Here is a 15685-nt window from a genome sequence, read left to right as displayed (position 1 = left end):
CCATGGTTCAATCTGCCACCGAGCAGAGCTCGGCACCCGACCTCCCACCGGAGGACGACGACGTCTCGCCTATCCTCCTTTTCAAGAGGATCTACGCCTTCTTCTACAACAAGACCGTCGGGCTCGTCCTCATCATCCTTCTCGCCATCCTCGCCCTGTTCGGCACGGTCATCATGCAGGCGCCAGCGGGAACGTTCGATGATCCGACGAGCGCGCAAAGCTGGCTCGACTCAGTGCGTCCCCGCTACGGGTTCTGGACCGACATCCTCTCCTTCCTCGGGTTCTTCCGGATGTACACGTCGCCGATCTTTCTCATCGTCATCGCACTCTTGACCGGGTCGATTATCGGATGCACAGTGCATCGCCTCCCGGTTCTCTGGCGGGCAGCGATGCATCCACGAGTCCACGTCTCCCACGCCTTTCATCGGCACGCACAGAATCGACGCATCCTGACGCGGGGTGATCTGGGGTCCGAGGACGCTCTCGCCCACGCCAGATCCGTGTTCAGGAAGGACAGGTGGCGAATTGTCGAGGACGACAAGGACGCACGTGCTTTTTATACGGACAAGAACAGGTTCGGGCCGTTCGGCACCGCGCTGGCCCACGCATCCTTCGTCCTCATCATCGCCGCCTTTGTCATCAGTTCGCTCGGGTCGTTCGAACAATTCATGGTGATACCCGTTGGTGGTTCAGTCCGGCTCGACGATTCCACTATTGAGGTTCGGGCAGATTCGTTTAAAGACAGCTACGACGAGGACGGAAGACCGATCGACTACGTGTCCGAGCTTGTCGTCATCGACGCGGGCGAGGAGGTGGCTGAGCAGGAGGTGCGGGTCAACTCCCCGCTACCGTACGGGGGAATGAAGTTCCATCAAACGTCCTATGGCATCGCGGCCAATATCGTCATGACGGACCTCGAGGGGGAGGACGTCTTCGATGGTGCCGTCCCGCTGCAGTGGACATCGACCGACGGCACGAACGCCGTCGGAGCAATCGACGCTGTCGACGAGCTTGACATTCTCATCGTGACGCCAGCTTCCGGGCGAACCGACTCGGTCATCCCTGTCGGAACGGCGATGGTTGAGCTCTACCCTGCGGGGATGAACGAACCTATCGCCGTGAAACGCCTGCCGCAGGGACAGCAGGTCACAGTCGGCGACTACGAGTTCATCTTCGAAGGAGAATCACAATACACGGGCATCACCGCCCGCAACGACCCGGGATCGCCGCTCCTCTGGGTCGCATCAATTCTCCTCGTCGTCGGAATGTTCATGACGTTCGGTTTTCAACACCGCCGACTGTGGGTGCGCGCGGAGGACGACTCGACTCTGTCCATCGCCTCAGTCGATAAGCATGACGCGATCTACGAGAACCAGTTCAATCGATTGATAGGCCAGATCCAGGACGAAGGAATGACCGATGCTTGAGTCACTTGAATACTTCCTGCTCGCGGCGACCATTGTCGCCATCGTCGCGCTCCTCTGCGACGGCGCCTACCTGACATCCCGGAAGCATCATGTCCGCAAGCGCGCCGCCGTCTCAGTCGGCGCAACCGGGGCTGAACCGGGCGAGGAGGCCGCGACCGCGCAGAACCGTCAGCAAGCCAGGGGATTAGCCTGGTACGGCACAGCGTTCACGATCGTCGCGTTCGTCCTCGTGACCGTCTATCTCATCGGCCGAATGAGCGTGACGGGTCACGGTCCGTTCGCGAACCAGCACGAGTTCGCGGTGTCGTTCTCCTGGGGGATTCTCGCCGCCTACATGTTCTTCCTGTGGCGCTACCGGATCCGGATGCTGTCGCTTATCGTCATGCCCGTCACGATCGGACTCCTGATCTATGCCCAGAGTCTCGATGCCGGCGTCGAGCCGCTCGTGCCAGCCCTGCAGAACAACACGCTACTCACTCTTCACGTGTCGACCGCAATCATTGCCTACGGCGCTGCCTGTGTGTCCTTCGGCGGGGCCGTTCTGTATCTGCTCCACGCTCGCCTCTCGAAGAAGATTCGTCGCATGCCGTCGAAAGACTTGTTCGATGAGATCGGCTACAAGGCTGCCGTGTTCACATTCCCGATGCTGACGATCATGATTCTTCTCGGAGCGCTGTGGGCAGACACCGCCTGGGGCCGATACTGGGGGTGGGACCCGAAGGAGACGGCTGCGTTCGTGACGTGGCTACTGTACGGCGCGTACCTGCACGCCCGCGTCGTACGGGACTGGAAGGGAAAGCGCGCTGCCTGGCTCCTCATTGCGGGTTTCGCTGCCGTGCTCTTCGCCTACTTCGGAAACCACTTCTTCGGAGGACTCCACTCCTATGGCTGAGCAGGTTGACTGGCGTGACCGGATCAGGTCGTCACGGCTTGGATCCCTCTTCGTCGTCCTCGTGACAACAGCTCTCATCATCGCCGGAGTTCTCGCCGTGAAAGGCGGTGGGGAGGAGGCTGCGGCGCTGTCAGAGATCGAGCTGAGCGAAGAAGCATCAGCTGTGGCGCCAGCAGTCGGGGAACAAGCCCCGATCTTCTCGGGACTCGACATCGATGGCCACACTGTCGATCTTGAGACCCTTGATCGGCCTGTCTGGCTCATCTTCAACGCAACCTGGTGCTCAGCATGCAGAGCGGAAGTCCCCCACATCCAGGACGCGCAAGAGGAGCACGGCGACAAGGTCGATATCGTCGCCATCTATGTCAACGAGGGGGCAGAGGCAGTCCGCTCGTATGTTGACCAGGTTGGACTGACCTACACTCACATGCTTGACCCGACAACTGAGATCGCGGCTGCGTATCGGACGATGGGAGTGCCAGCCCACTACTTCATTAACTCCGATGGCACAATTTCCTCCATCCACGTGGGCGCGGTCTCACCGAGCCAGATCGAGGAGGCGCTCGCAGGGCTGTCCGCATCCGCTGGCAACCGGTAGTGATTGGCCAGTTGCCCAGCCGATTCCTCGCGCGAGGTGTGCGGCATGATTGTCTCCGGAAACGTCATCGTGTTGCCAGGCATCACCCAGTCGTCATGGAACGTCGCGGTCATATGCGTTGAGACGGACTACGCTTGACGAGACTGTATCGAAAGGCATAACCGTGAACCGGACGACATATACCTTTGTACGCATCATCATTCTCCTCGTGTGGCTCGCAGTTGGAGCCATCGGTGGGCAGGCCCAGGGCCAGCTATCCTCGGTTCAGGAAAATGATCAGGCGCTTTATCTGCCCGAGTCGGCCGAATCGACTGTTGTGTCCGAGCGTGTCGGCTCATTCAAAGATTCCCAGTCGCTACCCGCGTTTGTCGTTTTCGAGACAGCAGACGGATCGGCGCTGACGCAGGAACAGATCGTTGGACTTAACGAGCGGGCGCAGAATATTGCCCAGGCGCCGATGGCGGACGGGACGGTGTTGGGGGATTATCTTGAAACTCCCGTGTCAGCGTTCGTCCCCGCCGAGAACGGGTCGGCTGGCATGTGGCCTATTGAGCTCGACGCCACTCAACTCAAGGACTTCGACGAGTCCGGTGATCAGATACAGGTAACGACAATTGAGGCGATCAGAGCCTACGCGTCCGACGCAGCCAATGAGCTAGGCAACCTCGAGACATCGACGACCGGCCCGGCAGCCCTTGTCGCGGATCTGAGCAACGCCTTCGCCGGGATCGACCTCTTCCTGTTGCTCGTCGCGGTCGCCCTCGTCTTCGTCATCCTCATCATCGTCTATCGTTCGATCGTCCTACCGATTCTCGTTCTCTTAACAGCGGTCTTCGCTCTCAGCGGGGCGGGGCTTGTCGTGTATTACCTCGCCAAAGCCGAGGTTGTTCTTCTGTCCGCCCAGACGCAGGGCATTCTCTCGATCCTCGTCATCGGCGCCACTACCGACTACTGTCTGCTCATCATCGCCCGCTATCGCGAAGAGCTTGGGTTGAACGAATCTCCCTTCGACGCGATGAAGAAGGCGATCGCCGCGACATGGGAGCCAGTCATCGCATCAGCCGCGACCGTGTCGGCCGGACTGCTGTGCCTTCTGCTGTCGGATCTGCGTGTGACGACCTCCCTCGGCCCCGTTGCCGTCATCGGTATCGTCTTTTGCGTCCTTGCTGCAATGACGCTCCTTCCGGCGCTCTTGCTTCTGCCGGGCAAGCGCGCACGCAAAATCTTCTGGCCCGCCAAGGTTGGTAGCCCGAGTAGCGGCGACACGTATGAGGCGAGCGTTGACAGCGGCTGGTGGGCGCGTTCCGCCAGGTTTGTCGCCCGCAACGATCGTCGAGTGTGGATCACGACCTCCGTCGTACTGCTCGCTTTCGTTGCGTTCGTCCCGACTTTCGAGGCGAAGGGTCTGTCGGTGGCGGATACGATCGTCGGCGAGACCGAGGCCGAGGCGGGGCTCGACACGCTGTACGAGATCTTCCCGCAGACAGCCGGGGCTCAGCCCGTTAATATCCTCGCCCCCGAGGAGTCGGCCGACGCGGTTGTCGCCGCGGTTCAGGGGGTTGACGGCGTCGTTTCCGCCGACGTGACAAGCGACGACGAGGGACCGATTGTTCGAAACGGTGAGGTTCTCATCACCGCAATGACCGCCGCACCATCGGAGGAGCTCGCGGCTCAGGAGACGGTCGGAGACATCCGCGATGCACTTGAGGGGACTGGGGCACAGGTCGGCGGCGACGCCGCGACGCGTCTCGATACTCAGCGCACTGGGATATCTGACCTCGTCAAGGTCATTCCCGCAACCCTCCTTGTTGTCGGACTCATGCTCATGGTTCTGCTCCGCTCTATTGCGGCACCAGCTCTCGTCCTCGCCGCCAACGTGCTGTCGTTCGGTGCGACGATAGGGTTGGCCGCTATTCTGTTCAACCACGTGCTGGGATGGCCGGGCTCGGATTCGTCCGTACCGCTTTACGCCTTCATCTTCCTCGTCGCCCTGTCGATCGACTACACGATCTTCCTCATGACGAGGACACGGGAAGAGGCGCTCAAGCGGGGCACGCGCCAGGGTGTCATCAAGGGAGTGGCGCTAACCGGTGGTGTCATCACGTCGGCTGGCATCGTCCTAGCGGCAACCTTCGCCGCTCTCATGGTCATCCCGCTACTCTTCATGATTCAACTCGCGATCATTGTTTCGCTCGGTATCCTCATCGATACCTTCGTCGTCCGTACCCTCCTCGTCCCGGGTCTCATCCACGACATTGGCAACCGGGTCTGGTGGCCCTGGCAAGCCCCCATGGTCGAGCGCGAAAAGGACGAGCAGGTGCCCGCGACGATTAGCTCGTAGCCGCAGGCGCCGTCACCGGGCGGTGATAACGGCGATGAGGAAGTTGTCGTTTGGCGGGTCGAGTTGCCAGCTGGAGTATCGCGATTGCATGGCAAGGCCAGCGCCCGACAGGTCGTCTTCGAAGTCGTCGAACTCATAGCCGCGGCCAGACCCGAACCCAATTGTCATCCGGCCGCCAGGAGCGAGGTGATCGCCGAGACGGCGAAGGGCGGGGATCCGTTCGTTGCCTGCGAGGAACGTCATGACGTTCCCAGCTGAGACGATGTGATCAAACGTCTGACTCGCGAGCGTGAAATCGGCCAAGTTACCGACATGCCACTCGGCGAGGGGATGGTCGGCACGCGCGACCTCGATGAGGTAAGGGTCGAGGTCGACGCCAACGACACGGTGGCCGCGGCCTGCGAGATTCCCGCCGACTCGGCCAGTCCCGCACCCAGCATCGAGAATTGCCGCACCCCGATCCACCATGGCGTCAACGAGCCGAGCTTCGCCGTGGATGTCGCGCCCCATCCGCTCGAGGTTCCGCCATCGCTCGGCATAGTTGGCGGAATGTTCGGGGTTGCGTGCCGTGACGGCCGCCCAGACGTTGGTCTCAGGGGTGCTCATGGGCCCAAGTATCTGCCCTTGCCCGATCCGTTGTCGAGTTCGTGAGGACGTAGCGAGTGGCTGTCGTTGGCGCATTCCGTGTGCGCCCACCTGTCAAGCCGGCCGTTCGTCGCGATCTCGCACCTACGCCGCACAGGACTGTGAGCCGCCCGCAGGCGGCTCACAGCTAGTCTTGGCGGCGGTCCAACGACCGCTGCGATGACGGATAGCTTCCCGGGAGGGTCAGATCAGTTCGGCGTCGACAGTGATGTCTGCGGAGGCGAAGAGTCGAGAGACCGGGCAGCCGCGCGATGCGTCATCAACTGCGGCTTTGAAGGCATCCTGTTCGATGCCGTCGATTCGGGCGCGGAGGGTGATCGCGGACGATGTGATTGTCGGCTCTCCGCCGACTTCGTCAAGCTCCACCTCGGCGGAGACCTCGAGAGATGATGGGGTGACGCCGTCTTCGCTCACGCGGAGGTTGAATGCCATCGCGAAACAGGAGGCGTGGGCCGCGGCGAGGAGCTCTTCGGGGCTTGTCTTGCCTCCGGGAGCCTTCGTGCGTGAGGCCCAGGTGACGACCTCGTCGTCGAGAACACCAGAACTCGTGTTCATTAGTGTGCCCTTGCCGGTGGGGAGATCCCCTTCCCAAACAGCTGTCGCCGTGCGAGTTGCAATTGCCATGGTGTGCTCCTTTTCCTCGAGCTTCTTTTCCTGAAGCTTCGTTGGTGGCAGGGTCTCCATTCTTCGACCGACCTACCTCCGGGTCAATGGCAGTCGTCACGGCAGTCAGCCTTCTACCAGCCGCCGCTGAGGGAGTTCGCCGGATGCGATCTGGGACGAGAGGTGACACCGCTATCTGCGTTTACCTCCGACCGAGTAGACTGGGTGGCGCACATTGAGGGCGAGGAGATCGAGTGGACGACAACATTGAGGTTCCGCCTCCGCTGGACGAGCAGGAGGCAATACGAAGGCAACGCAGACAATTCCTGCTATTCGCCATCGCTGGCCTCTTTATGCTCGTCATCGCGTTCATTGCGGGACGAACGGTCAAAGGCTGGGTCTCCGACGACGAGGGCGCACCCGAGTCGCCCGCGACGGCGATTGTGAAAGTGGTTGAGTATGAAGCGTGAGCGGACGCTGTGGCAGAGCACGTTGGATAACGGTCACTCGCTCGTCGTGACGAAGAATTTCGGCTGGATTCTCGACGGAGATGCGAAGGTAGCTGAGTGGGCGTGGGTCAACTACGCCTCTGGCACGTGGGATGGGGAGGGAGGCCTTTTCACCGCGCAGGCGATCTCGGACGATGTCGACGATCTCTACCTCCAGTTCCCGAAGGAATCGGATCTCAGCATTGGTCTCGTCCTCTCTGACCGCATTGAGTCGTCGATCGTCTACCAGGAGACGGCAGCGGTGGGTGATGCTGGATGGGTGAGGGTTTTCGTCAGGCGGAACCCCGATGGGACAATGTTTACCCAGTCGCTCGGCTTCAATGTCGACGATGTGGACCGAAACGAGCTTGAAACCTTTGTACTCGAACTGGAAAGCTCGGTACGAGAAGCGGTCGGAATGCCGCTGACCTAGTGCCCTTTCGCACAGTTTCGGGAAAAGATCGCACGGGGTTTGAAAGTACTCGCGCGGACTTGCTAAAGTCACTGTGTTGCAATCCCGCATAGCTCAACGGCAGAGCATTCGACTGTTAATCGAAGGGTTGTTGGTTCGAATCCAACTGCGGGAGCCACAGGCCTCGACCCCATGGGTTCGGGGCCTTCTCACTTGTTACGCGTTCCCCCGTGTCCGGTCGTCGCCCGCCTAACCGGACGGCTCTGCCCGGTCGCGAGCCTGTGGAATAATGAGCCCATGGCATACCGTGAAATTCGAGTGATTGGCGATCCTGTCCTGCGCACCGCATGCGACGAGATCACGGCAATCACACCTCAGGTCAGATCGCTCGTGGACGATCTCCTTGACACAGTCGACGAAGAGGGCCGAGCAGGTCTGTCCGCTAACCAGATCGGCGTCTCACTACGGGCGTTCTCCTGGAACCTCGAGGACATAGGCGTTGGCTATATTCTCAACCCCAAGATCGTCGACCTTTCTGAGGATGAGTATCAGGACGATGACGAGGGTTGCCTGTCGATTCCCGGCCACTTCTTCCCGACCCGCCGTGCCTGGTACGCAAAGGCCGTCGGCGTCGACCTGGACGGCAATGAGGTCGTCCTCGAAGGTGAGGAGATCACGGCTCGCCTCATCCAGCACGAAATAGATCACCTTGACGGTCATCTCTACATTGACCGTCTCGACCGAGCGGTCCGCAAAAAAGCGTTGAAAGCGATACGAGACTTATGAACATTGTCATCTCCGGATCTTCCGGTTTCATCGGCACAGCACTCGTCAAGGCGGCCGAGGCGGACGGCATGCACGTCGTTCGCGCCGTCCGTTCGGGGCCCGGACCAGGGGAGATCCTCTTTGACCCGAGCCGGGGCGATGTCGATCACCGGCAGCTCGCTGGAGTTGACGCCGTCGTCTGCCTCAACGGAGCCGGCCTATTCTCGAAATTGTGGACGTCATCGTACAAGGAGGTCCTCCTGCGATCGCGGGTCACATCCGTACGCACGTTCACAGACGCGTTTGAGCGACTGCCCGAAGATGAGAGGCCCAAACACTTCGTGACTGGATCCGCTGTCGGCTATTACGGCGCGGATAGGGGCGATGAGCTCCTCACTGAAGCCTCTGAGCCCGGCGATGATTTCCTTGCGCGAGTGTGCGTCGCATGGGAGGAGGCAGGTGCGAGGGCTACGAGTCTGGGTATAACCCACTCGGCTTTGCGGACGGGGTTGGTCATGGACGGATCGGGCGGCATGCTCGGTCTCCTCAAGCACGCCTATAAGTTCGGTCTTGGCACGAAACTTGGCGATGGTAACCAGTACATGTCAACGATTTCGCTCACCGACCACGTCCGCGCGGTGCTTCACATCCTGAAGAATCGTGTCGAGGGACCGGTGAACCTCACGGGGCCGCACCCTGTGAGAAACCGAGACTGGAATAAGCTTCTCGCGGAGCACATGAACCGCCCGGCGTTCCTCACCGTGCCCAGCTTTGCGATGAAGCTTGCGTTGGGTGATTTCGCCGAACAGGCTGCACTCGCCTCCCAGAACGCTTATCCGGCTCGGCTAGAGTCGACCGGTTTTGACTTCACCGCGCGAACGACGGAGGAGATCTTCGACCAAGCGTTGCCCCGCCCGTAGGGGAACGCTGGCCGCGGCCTGTGGCGCGGAAAACGGAATTGTGGCACAGTGATGACTATCGGAGCCGGATTGGGTGTGACGGGGAATCTCACCTAAGGAGGTTCCGATGACAGCACATCGCGCCGCTCGTGGCGTTATCTTTATACACTCTGTTACGCCCGCCCTCGAACCGCATGTGGAGTGGGCGCTTTCTGGTGTGCTCGGGTATCAGGTGTCAATCGAGTGGATCGATCAGCCCGCGAACCCGATGTATCACCGAGGTGAGTACTCGTGGACCGGCGAGATTGGGATGGGAGCGATGCTCGCCTCCTCGCTTAACGGCTGGGAGCATCTGCGTTACGAAATCACCGAAGATGCGACTCCGCAAAGCGAGGGCGGCCGCTGGTCACATACTCCCGAGTTGGGGATCTTTTACGCTCAGACGGACCTTGTTGGCAATGTTGTCGTGCCAGAGAATAGGATTCGTGCCGCTCTGGAACATGCGGATACGGATGCCGGCGAGATGAGGCGTCTACTTGACCTCGCGCTTGGCCAAGCTTGGGACGACGAGCTGGAGCCGTTCCGCTACGCGGGTGCCGGTGCGCCTGTGCGCTGGCTCCATCGAGTTGGCTGACTGCGCTTAATTTCCAGGTTGGTCGCCAGGGTCGGTGAGAAGATCGGCGACCGTCCGAGCGTGTTTGATCCTCTCGTCGGGGATCTGGATCTTGAGAGCTCGCTCAAGGCTGAATGCTAGTGCGTAGCGGGTGAGGGGATCGAGCCGCAGATCGTCGACAAAGTCGGCGTCGGTCGTCACCTCGTCGGGGCTGATCTCGGGTGCAAGACCCTGAAGAATCTCCCGAACAGTATCAATGTGCATACTCCATTATTACCCTGAGCGCGGAGAGACTGCGCTGACCGCCCCATGCGTGTGGCTGTTAGGTATCCTGGTCACATGGCATTTCTCGATATTCTCAAGCAGCTCATGCAGGTTAGCGGTGCTACCGACGCAGAGGCTGACCGCGTGGCGCGGGGCATCGAGCTTCGGGAGACCCTCTATCAGGACCCAAACGACATCGCCGCCTTCCAGAGCCTGGCTGAGATCGTCGAGCAGGCCGTGAAAGCCTCTGAGGTGGAAGACCCCCTTACTGCCGACACTGACCATCATGCGGACCAGGCGAATCTCGCGATGTGGTCGCTCGCTGAGGAGCTGAGCGGCCGACCGAATTCCTGGTACCCGCTTATCGAGCTCGCTCGGCTCTCCGTCGATTCCGATATCGAGGGTGCAAAGAGGCGGCTCAACACCGCAATCGATCGGGATACGACCGGCCGGGCTCTTGGTGAGGCGATTAAGATTCTTCGCACCGCTGGTTACGCAGATGCTGGCATCTCCCTCGGCATCGCCCACTGGGATCCGGCTGAACACAAGTTCGCTGCTGGAGAGCAAATCATCATGGCCGCAGTGGACGCCGAAAAGCCCGAGGTCGCACGCAAGTACTTCGAGACGCTGAACGAGCATAGAGTACCGGGTGAGCACGAAGATCGCCTCGCATACCTCCACGTCTGCATCACGAAAGCGGAAGAGAAGGCCGCTGAGAAGTACAGGGAGCGCGAACAGCGAGAGAGTTGAGTAGAACGTGGCACGTTACGTAGAAATCCATCCTGAGAACCCGCAGTCGAGGCTCGTCGGTATGGTCGCCGACCGGCTCCGGTCGGGGGAGGTTATCGCCTTCCCGACCGACTCCGGCTACGCGATCGGGTGCAGCCTCGGTAACAAGGAAGGACTCGATCGTATCCGGGCGATCCGCCGTGTCAGCGACAAGCACCATTTCACGATGCTGTGCTCTGATTTCGCCCAGCTGGGACAGTTCGTCATCGTCGGCAACGCCCAGTTCCGCTTGATCAAACAGCTCACGCCCGGCCCATACACGTTTATCCTCAAGGCCACGAAGGAAGTGCCTCGGATGACACTCCACCCGAAGAAGAACACGGTCGGCGTGAGGATCCCGGACCACGCGATCACCCAGGCTCTTGTCGCTGAACTTGGCGAACCAGTGCTTTCCTCGACCCTCATCCTCCCGGATGAGGAAGATCCGATGACGGACGGGTGGGACGTGAACGAGACACTTGGCCACGCGCTCGATGTCGTTATCGAGGGCCCTGTCGGCACGGAGGGCGCGACGACGGTTGTCGACATGTCCGAAGGCTTCGCCGATGTCGCTCGCGCTGGTGCGGGTAGCACGGAGATGTTCGAGTGAGCCTGGGAGGTGTTCTTTTCGACCTTGATGGCACAGTTCTTAACTCCGCACCGATCGTCACCTCTCTTTTCGCACTGACCGCGAAGGAAATCTCGGGGCGGGACTATGAACCAGACGAATTACTGAAATATGTAGGACCGCCACTGCCGTGGACGATGATGGACCTTGGCGCCGACGAGAAGGATGTTCCGTACTACATCGACTTCTATCGTTCCCACTACAACGCCCTCATGCTCGACTCGCCGCTTTTCGACGGGGTGGAATCCGTCATCCGGAACCTGTCCGAACGAGTTCCCGTTGCCGTCGCAACGTCGAAGAAGGAATCCGGTGCCCGCCTCATTCTCGACAAGTATGGTCTTCTCGACACGTTCACCGCAGTGTGTGGGGGTAGCGAGGACGGTCTGCGCTCGGACAAAGAGGGAATCGTCGCTGAAGCAGTCCGCCGCCTCGGCCCCGTCGACGGGGAGATCATTATGGTGGGGGACAGGGTGTACGACATTGAGGGAGCCGCGAGCAACGGACTGAGAACTGTGCTCGTCGGTTGGGGCGCAGGCACTCCCGACGAACATGAGATGGCGTGGCGATCAGCCGCCACCCCTCAGGAGCTCGAAGAGATCCTGCTCAGCGTATGACGGAGGTGGCCCGCGGATGACCGCGGGCCACACACCGTTGACCTCGAAAGCGCCTAACGCTGCGGGTCGATCGACTCGCGGTTCTCGAACTGGGCCTGGTACAGGCGCGCGTAAGCGCCCCCCTGATCGATGAGCTCATCGTGGGTGCCCTGTTCAACGACGTCACCATCTTCCATGACGACGATGAGGTCCGCGTCGCGGATCGTCGACAGGCGGTGCGCGATGACGAATGACGTGCGGCCGGTCTTGAGGTTGGACATGGCCTCCTGGACGAGCATTTCTGTTCGCGTATCGACAGATGACGTCGCCTCGTCAAGGATGAGGATGTCAGGATCTGCGAGATAGGCGCGGGCGATCGTCACGAGCTGTTTCTCGCCGACCGAGATCATCTCCCCTTCGTCATCCACAACCGTGTCGAGTCCCTTGGGAAGCTGGCTCGCAAGCCGATCGACGGACGCTGCCTTCGCGGCCGCTAAGATCTGCTCGTCCGACGCATCATCTTTCGCGAACGCAATGTTCTCGGCAATCGTGCCTTCGAACAGCCACGTATCCTGCAGGACCATGCCCATGTTGGCCCGCAACTCCTGCTTCGAAATCGTCGAGATGTCGACACCGTCGACGAAGATGTGGCCGGAATCAATTTCGTAGAACCGCAGGAGGAGGTTGACGAGTGTCGTCTTTCCCGCACCCGTGGGACCGACGATGGCGACCGTCTGGCCCGGTTTCGCATGGAGCGAAAGGCCGGTGATGACAGGAGTGTTCTCTTCGTAGGAGAAGCGCACATCGCGGAATTCGACCTCGCCGCGAGTGGGGGTGGGCAGGCTTCCATCGGCATCCGGCTCCAGCTCCTGCGCGTCGAGATAGGAGAAGATGCGCTCTGCGCTCGCCGCACCCGACTGGAGGAGGTTCGCCATGGAGGCGAGCTGCCCGAGCGGCTGCGTGAACTGCCTCGAGTACTGAACAAAGGCCTGGACCGCGCCGAGCGTGATCGTGCCAGACGCGACCTGGATGCCGCCGACAACGGCGACGATAACGTAGCCGAGGTTGGAGACGAGGTTCATGGCCGGCTGCATGAGGCCCGAGATGAATTGAGCCATGAACGACGCATGCCGAAGCTTCTCGTTGCGCTCGTCGAACTCCTCGGTGAAGACCTCCTCCAGACCGAAGGCGGTGACGACCTCGTGGCCGGTGAATGCTTCCTCCACGGTTCCGGACACCTCACCGGTGAGCTTCCATTGGTCTCTGAAGTGAGGCTGCGCCTTCTTCATGACCCGAGTCGCGAGCCAGACGCCGGCTGGCAAAACAAGGAATGTGAGGAGAGCGAGCTGCCACGAAATGATGAACATCATCGCGACGATGCCAATGATCGTCAGCAGGTTCTGGAAGATCGAGTTCATCGTCTGCATGAGCGTCTGCGTGATGTTGTCAACGTCGTTCGTCACCCGCGACAGGAGATCGCCACGTGAACGGCGGTCGATGTACGACAGCGGCAGGCGATCGATTTTCGCCTGAGCCTTCTCCCGTAGCTCCCAGCCGAGATTCTGGACGATGATGCGAATAACCCACCCGGCAATGAACTGGAATACCGCGGCGACAACATAGATGACCGCGATGATGAGAAGGATCTGGGCGAGGGCCGCGAAGTCGATGCCGGTGCTCGGCGTGACGTCCGCGCGTCCGACCATGTTGGCGAGCTCGTTCCGGCCCTGATCCTCGAGAAGTTGGACTGTCTGCTCGGTCGTCAGCCCCCGCGGTAGATCGTTGAGCACCCGTCCAAGGACACCGGTGTAGATGACGTCGGTGGCTCTGCCCAGCAGAGCGGGACCCGCCACCTGAAGGACGACGGCCACCGCCGTAAGGATGATGATGAGAAGAATCTTCATCTTGGCAGGGCGGAGCATGCCGAGAAGACGCTTCATTGTGCCCTTGAAGTCCTCTGACTTCTCGATGGCGCGCGCGCCATGGTGGGGACTCATGCTGCCTCCTCTGCGGATAGCTGGGATGCGACGATCTCGCGGTAGGTCGGGCAGGACTCCATGAGTTCGTCGTGGGTTCCCTGACCGACATCCTGCCCGCCGTCGAGGACGACGATCTGATCGGCGTGGCGGATCGTGGAGATGCGCTGGGCCACAATGAGGACAGCGACACCCGGAATGGCGTCAGGTAGCGCGTGCCGCAATCTCTGGTCGGTCGCGAAATCGAGGGCTGAGAAGGAGTCATCGAAAATGACGAGATCGACGTCGCCCGCCATCGCCCGATACAGGGCGCGCGCAATAGTCAGCCTCTGCCGCTGGCCACCCGAGAGGTTCCGCCCACCTGGGTCAATCCGCGACTCGAGGCCATCGTCGAGTTTCGTCACGAACTCCGTCGCCTGGGCGGCATCGAGCGCCTTCCATATCCGCGCGTCATCGAACTCGGTCGCTCGCCGCTGCCCACTGACCGTCGTTGCGATGGTGCCCGCGAACAGGTACGCCTTCTGCGGGACCAGCGCGATCCGGGTCCGGAGCTCCGCCGGGTCAAAGCCGCGAACGTCGATCCCGCCGAGTATGACCGTCCCGGAGGCCGGGTCGACCATGCGGGACAGGAGGTGGGCGAGGGTCGTCTTTCCGGAGCCGGTCCCACCGACGAGTGCAGTTGTCGAACCCGGCGGGAACCGGATGTCGATCGAGTCGAGCACTGGACGGTCGGCATCGTCATATTGGACCGTCGCCGATTCCAGCCGAAACTCGGCAGGAGACGGTGGCAGGGACGCGGGCTCGGTAGGCGCAACGATCGCGACATCGGTACCGAGGACGGCTCCGATTCGGTTCGCCGACACGCGCGCACGCGGCACCATCATGAACATCATGGCTGACATCATGATCGCCATGAGGATCTGCATGAGGTAGTTGATGAAGGCGATGAGGGAGCCGACTTCCATGCCGCCGTCTTCGATACGGTGGCCGCCGAACCAGACGATCGCCACCGATGACAGACCGACAATCATTTGGATGACTGGCATCATGAACGCCCACGTCGTACCGATCTTGAGCCAGACCTCCCGCATCTCGTTGTTCGCTTTCTGGAATCTCAGCTTCTGCGCCTGCTGGCGCAAGAAGGCTCGGATGACACGGACGCCGGTCAGCTGTTCTCGCAAGAGGCGGTTAATCGTATCGACACGCTTCTGCTGAACTTCGTAAAGCGGGCCGAGGCGCACAATCATCGAGAACGTGAAGAGGCCGAGAACCGGGACGATGATGACGAACAGCCCGGACAGGGCGACGTCCTGAGCGGCCGCCATGATGATTCCACCGATGCCCATAATGGGAGCCATGACGATGATCGTGAACGTCATGTGGACGACCATCTGAACCTGGCTCACGTCATTTGTTGAGCGGGTGATGAGGGAGGCCGGGCCAAAGCGGTGGAGTTCAGCTCGGCCGAACGCCTGAACCTTCTCGAACACCTCGGACCGCAGATGGTGCCCGAGACCCATCGCCAATTCCGCACCGAAGTAGATTGCGGAGGAGATGGCGAACACTTGGAGAACGGTCACGCCGAGCATGACAGCGCCGAGCTGCCAAATGACCGGGATATCGGCCTTCAGCACACCGTCGTTGATGATGGCGGCGTTGAGCGCCGGCAGCCAGAGCGAGGCGATCGACTGAATGAGCTGGAGGACGATCACGGCCGCGATCCTGACCTTCCTGCGGCGTAAGTAGTCCCACGTCAGGTGGAGGAGCATTCTT

The 15685-nt window shown here is 60.8% G+C and carries 17 protein-coding genes and 1 tRNA gene; 13 read left to right on the top strand and 5 right to left on the bottom strand.

Annotation, left to right across the window (positions count from 1 at the left end; genetic code table 11):
* The first annotated feature begins 2 nt into the window (after positions 1-2).
* The 4 genes from H7E91_RS07905 to H7E91_RS07890 all read left to right on the top strand — a co-directional run bounded on the left by H7E91_RS07905 (position 3) and on the right by H7E91_RS07890 (position 5258).
* Positions 3-1427 carry a cytochrome c biogenesis ResB family protein gene (locus H7E91_RS07905; RefSeq protein WP_182354558.1) on the top strand — a complete coding sequence of 475 codons (1425 nt, stop codon included), beginning with the start codon at positions 3-5 and terminating at the stop codon, positions 1425-1427.
* Entirely contained in the window at positions 1420-2319 is a 900-nt protein-coding gene (gene ccsB, locus H7E91_RS07900) for a c-type cytochrome biogenesis protein CcsB (protein WP_182354557.1), read from the top strand. Before H7E91_RS07905 ends, ccsB begins: the two co-directional genes overlap by 8 nt.
* Entirely contained in the window at positions 2312-2917 is a 606-nt protein-coding gene (locus H7E91_RS07895; RefSeq protein WP_182354556.1) for a TlpA family protein disulfide reductase, read from the top strand. The genes ccsB and H7E91_RS07895 overlap by 8 nt, the downstream gene beginning before the upstream one ends.
* A gap of 163 nt (positions 2918-3080) precedes the next feature.
* Positions 3081-5258, top strand: a complete 2178-nt coding sequence (locus H7E91_RS07890; RefSeq protein ID WP_182354555.1) for an MMPL family transporter — start codon at positions 3081-3083, stop codon at positions 5256-5258.
* 12 nt (positions 5259-5270) lie between these two features.
* Here the strand turns inward: H7E91_RS07890 and H7E91_RS07885 are convergent, their stop codons facing one another.
* Both H7E91_RS07885 and H7E91_RS07880 read right to left on the bottom strand, forming a co-directional pair.
* The gene (locus H7E91_RS07885; RefSeq protein WP_182354554.1) at positions 5271-5864 is read right to left on the bottom strand and encodes a class I SAM-dependent DNA methyltransferase; all 594 of its coding nucleotides are present in this window, start codon (positions 5862-5864) and stop codon (positions 5271-5273) included.
* Between the two features lie 222 nt (positions 5865-6086).
* Positions 6087-6527: an OsmC family peroxiredoxin gene (locus H7E91_RS07880; protein ID WP_182354553.1), complete on the bottom strand. Its 441-nt coding sequence runs from the start codon at positions 6525-6527 to the stop codon at positions 6087-6089.
* Positions 6528-6760: 233 nt separating this feature from the next.
* Here H7E91_RS07880 and H7E91_RS07875 point away from each other — a divergent pair, with 233 nt between their 5' ends.
* From H7E91_RS07875 to H7E91_RS07850, 6 genes are all read left to right on the top strand, one after another.
* Positions 6761-6976: a hypothetical protein gene (locus H7E91_RS07875; RefSeq protein ID WP_182354552.1), complete on the top strand. Its 216-nt coding sequence runs from the start codon at positions 6761-6763 to the stop codon at positions 6974-6976.
* The gene (locus H7E91_RS07870; RefSeq protein WP_182354551.1) at positions 6966-7427 is read left to right on the top strand and encodes a hypothetical protein; all 462 of its coding nucleotides are present in this window, start codon (positions 6966-6968) and stop codon (positions 7425-7427) included. Before H7E91_RS07875 ends, H7E91_RS07870 begins: the two co-directional genes overlap by 11 nt.
* An 82-nt stretch (positions 7428-7509) precedes the next feature.
* Positions 7510-7584 (top strand) — tRNA-Asn (locus H7E91_RS07865).
* Positions 7585-7703: 119 nt separating this feature from the next.
* The gene (gene def, locus H7E91_RS07860) at positions 7704-8192 is read left to right on the top strand and encodes a peptide deformylase (RefSeq protein ID WP_182354550.1); all 489 of its coding nucleotides are present in this window, start codon (positions 7704-7706) and stop codon (positions 8190-8192) included.
* Complete coding sequence (locus tag H7E91_RS07855) at positions 8189-9091, top strand: TIGR01777 family oxidoreductase (protein ID WP_182354549.1); 903 nt, start codon at positions 8189-8191, stop codon at positions 9089-9091. The genes def and H7E91_RS07855 overlap by 4 nt, the downstream gene beginning before the upstream one ends.
* 106 nt (positions 9092-9197) lie before the next feature.
* The gene (locus H7E91_RS07850) at positions 9198-9704 is read left to right on the top strand and encodes a DUF3145 domain-containing protein (protein ID WP_182354548.1); all 507 of its coding nucleotides are present in this window, start codon (positions 9198-9200) and stop codon (positions 9702-9704) included.
* 6 nt (positions 9705-9710) lie between these two features.
* Here H7E91_RS07850 and H7E91_RS07845 read toward each other — a convergent pair whose 3' ends face one another.
* Positions 9711-9947 (bottom strand): acyl carrier protein, encoded by a 237-nt coding sequence (locus tag H7E91_RS07845; protein WP_182354547.1) that lies wholly within the window; start codon positions 9945-9947, stop codon positions 9711-9713.
* Between the two features lie 75 nt (positions 9948-10022).
* Between H7E91_RS07845 and H7E91_RS07840 the strand changes: the two genes are divergently transcribed.
* Genes H7E91_RS07840 through H7E91_RS07830 form a run of 3 tightly spaced genes read left to right on the top strand, consistent with a single transcriptional unit; the run spans position 10023 to position 11957 of the window.
* Positions 10023-10697 carry a hypothetical protein gene (locus H7E91_RS07840; protein ID WP_182354546.1) on the top strand — a complete coding sequence of 225 codons (675 nt, stop codon included), beginning with the start codon at positions 10023-10025 and terminating at the stop codon, positions 10695-10697.
* A 7-nt stretch (positions 10698-10704) separates the two neighbouring features.
* A complete protein-coding gene (locus H7E91_RS07835) occupies positions 10705-11325 on the top strand; it encodes an L-threonylcarbamoyladenylate synthase (protein WP_182354545.1) in 621 nt (206 codons plus the stop codon).
* Complete coding sequence (locus H7E91_RS07830) at positions 11322-11957, top strand: HAD hydrolase-like protein (RefSeq protein ID WP_182354544.1); 636 nt, start codon at positions 11322-11324, stop codon at positions 11955-11957. Before H7E91_RS07835 ends, H7E91_RS07830 begins: the two co-directional genes overlap by 4 nt.
* Before the next feature lie 53 nt (positions 11958-12010).
* Here H7E91_RS07830 and H7E91_RS07825 read toward each other — a convergent pair whose 3' ends face one another.
* Together H7E91_RS07825 and H7E91_RS07820 are read right to left on the bottom strand one after the other, a co-directional pair.
* Complete coding sequence (locus H7E91_RS07825; RefSeq protein ID WP_182354543.1) at positions 12011-13933, bottom strand: ABC transporter ATP-binding protein; 1923 nt, start codon at positions 13931-13933, stop codon at positions 12011-12013.
* The gene (locus tag H7E91_RS07820) at positions 13930-15681 is read right to left on the bottom strand and encodes an ABC transporter ATP-binding protein (protein WP_182354542.1); all 1752 of its coding nucleotides are present in this window, start codon (positions 15679-15681) and stop codon (positions 13930-13932) included. Before H7E91_RS07820 ends, H7E91_RS07825 begins: the two co-directional genes overlap by 4 nt.
* Positions 15682-15685: the final 4 nt, after the last annotated feature.

Source organism: Flaviflexus huanghaiensis, assembly GCF_014118685.1.
Lineage (GTDB): Bacteria > Actinomycetota > Actinomycetes > Actinomycetales > Actinomycetaceae > Flaviflexus > Flaviflexus huanghaiensis.
Note: the sequence above shows the minus strand (reverse complement) of the source record. Positions and strands in the feature narration are given on the sequence as shown.

What these genes read in the sequence shown, in the direction of transcription:
- H7E91_RS07820 (WP_182354542.1), bottom strand. Translation starts at nt 15,681, where the DNA reads ATGCTCCTCCACCTGACGTGGGACTACTTACGCCGCAGGAAGGTCAGG.
- H7E91_RS07895 (WP_182354556.1), top strand. Translation starts at nt 2,312, where the DNA reads ATGGCTGAGCAGGTTGACTGGCGTGACCGGATCAGGTCGTCACGGCTT.
- H7E91_RS07870 (WP_182354551.1), top strand. Translation starts at nt 6,966, where the DNA reads ATGAAGCGTGAGCGGACGCTGTGGCAGAGCACGTTGGATAACGGTCAC.
- def (WP_182354550.1), top strand. Translation starts at nt 7,704, where the DNA reads ATGGCATACCGTGAAATTCGAGTGATTGGCGATCCTGTCCTGCGCACC.
- H7E91_RS07855 (WP_182354549.1), top strand. Translation starts at nt 8,189, where the DNA reads ATGAACATTGTCATCTCCGGATCTTCCGGTTTCATCGGCACAGCACTC.
- H7E91_RS07885 (WP_182354554.1), bottom strand. Translation starts at nt 5,864, where the DNA reads ATGAGCACCCCTGAGACCAACGTCTGGGCGGCCGTCACGGCACGCAAC.
- ccsB (WP_182354557.1), top strand. Translation starts at nt 1,420, where the DNA reads ATGCTTGAGTCACTTGAATACTTCCTGCTCGCGGCGACCATTGTCGCC.
- H7E91_RS07845 (WP_182354547.1), bottom strand. Translation starts at nt 9,947, where the DNA reads ATGCACATTGATACTGTTCGGGAGATTCTTCAGGGTCTTGCACCCGAG.
- H7E91_RS07880 (WP_182354553.1), bottom strand. Translation starts at nt 6,527, where the DNA reads ATGGCAATTGCAACTCGCACGGCGACAGCTGTTTGGGAAGGGGATCTC.
- H7E91_RS07905 (WP_182354558.1), top strand. Translation starts at nt 3, where the DNA reads ATGGTTCAATCTGCCACCGAGCAGAGCTCGGCACCCGACCTCCCACCG.
- H7E91_RS07825 (WP_182354543.1), bottom strand. Translation starts at nt 13,933, where the DNA reads ATGAGTCCCCACCATGGCGCGCGCGCCATCGAGAAGTCAGAGGACTTC.
- H7E91_RS07850 (WP_182354548.1), top strand. Translation starts at nt 9,198, where the DNA reads ATGACAGCACATCGCGCCGCTCGTGGCGTTATCTTTATACACTCTGTT.
- H7E91_RS07840 (WP_182354546.1), top strand. Translation starts at nt 10,023, where the DNA reads ATGGCATTTCTCGATATTCTCAAGCAGCTCATGCAGGTTAGCGGTGCT.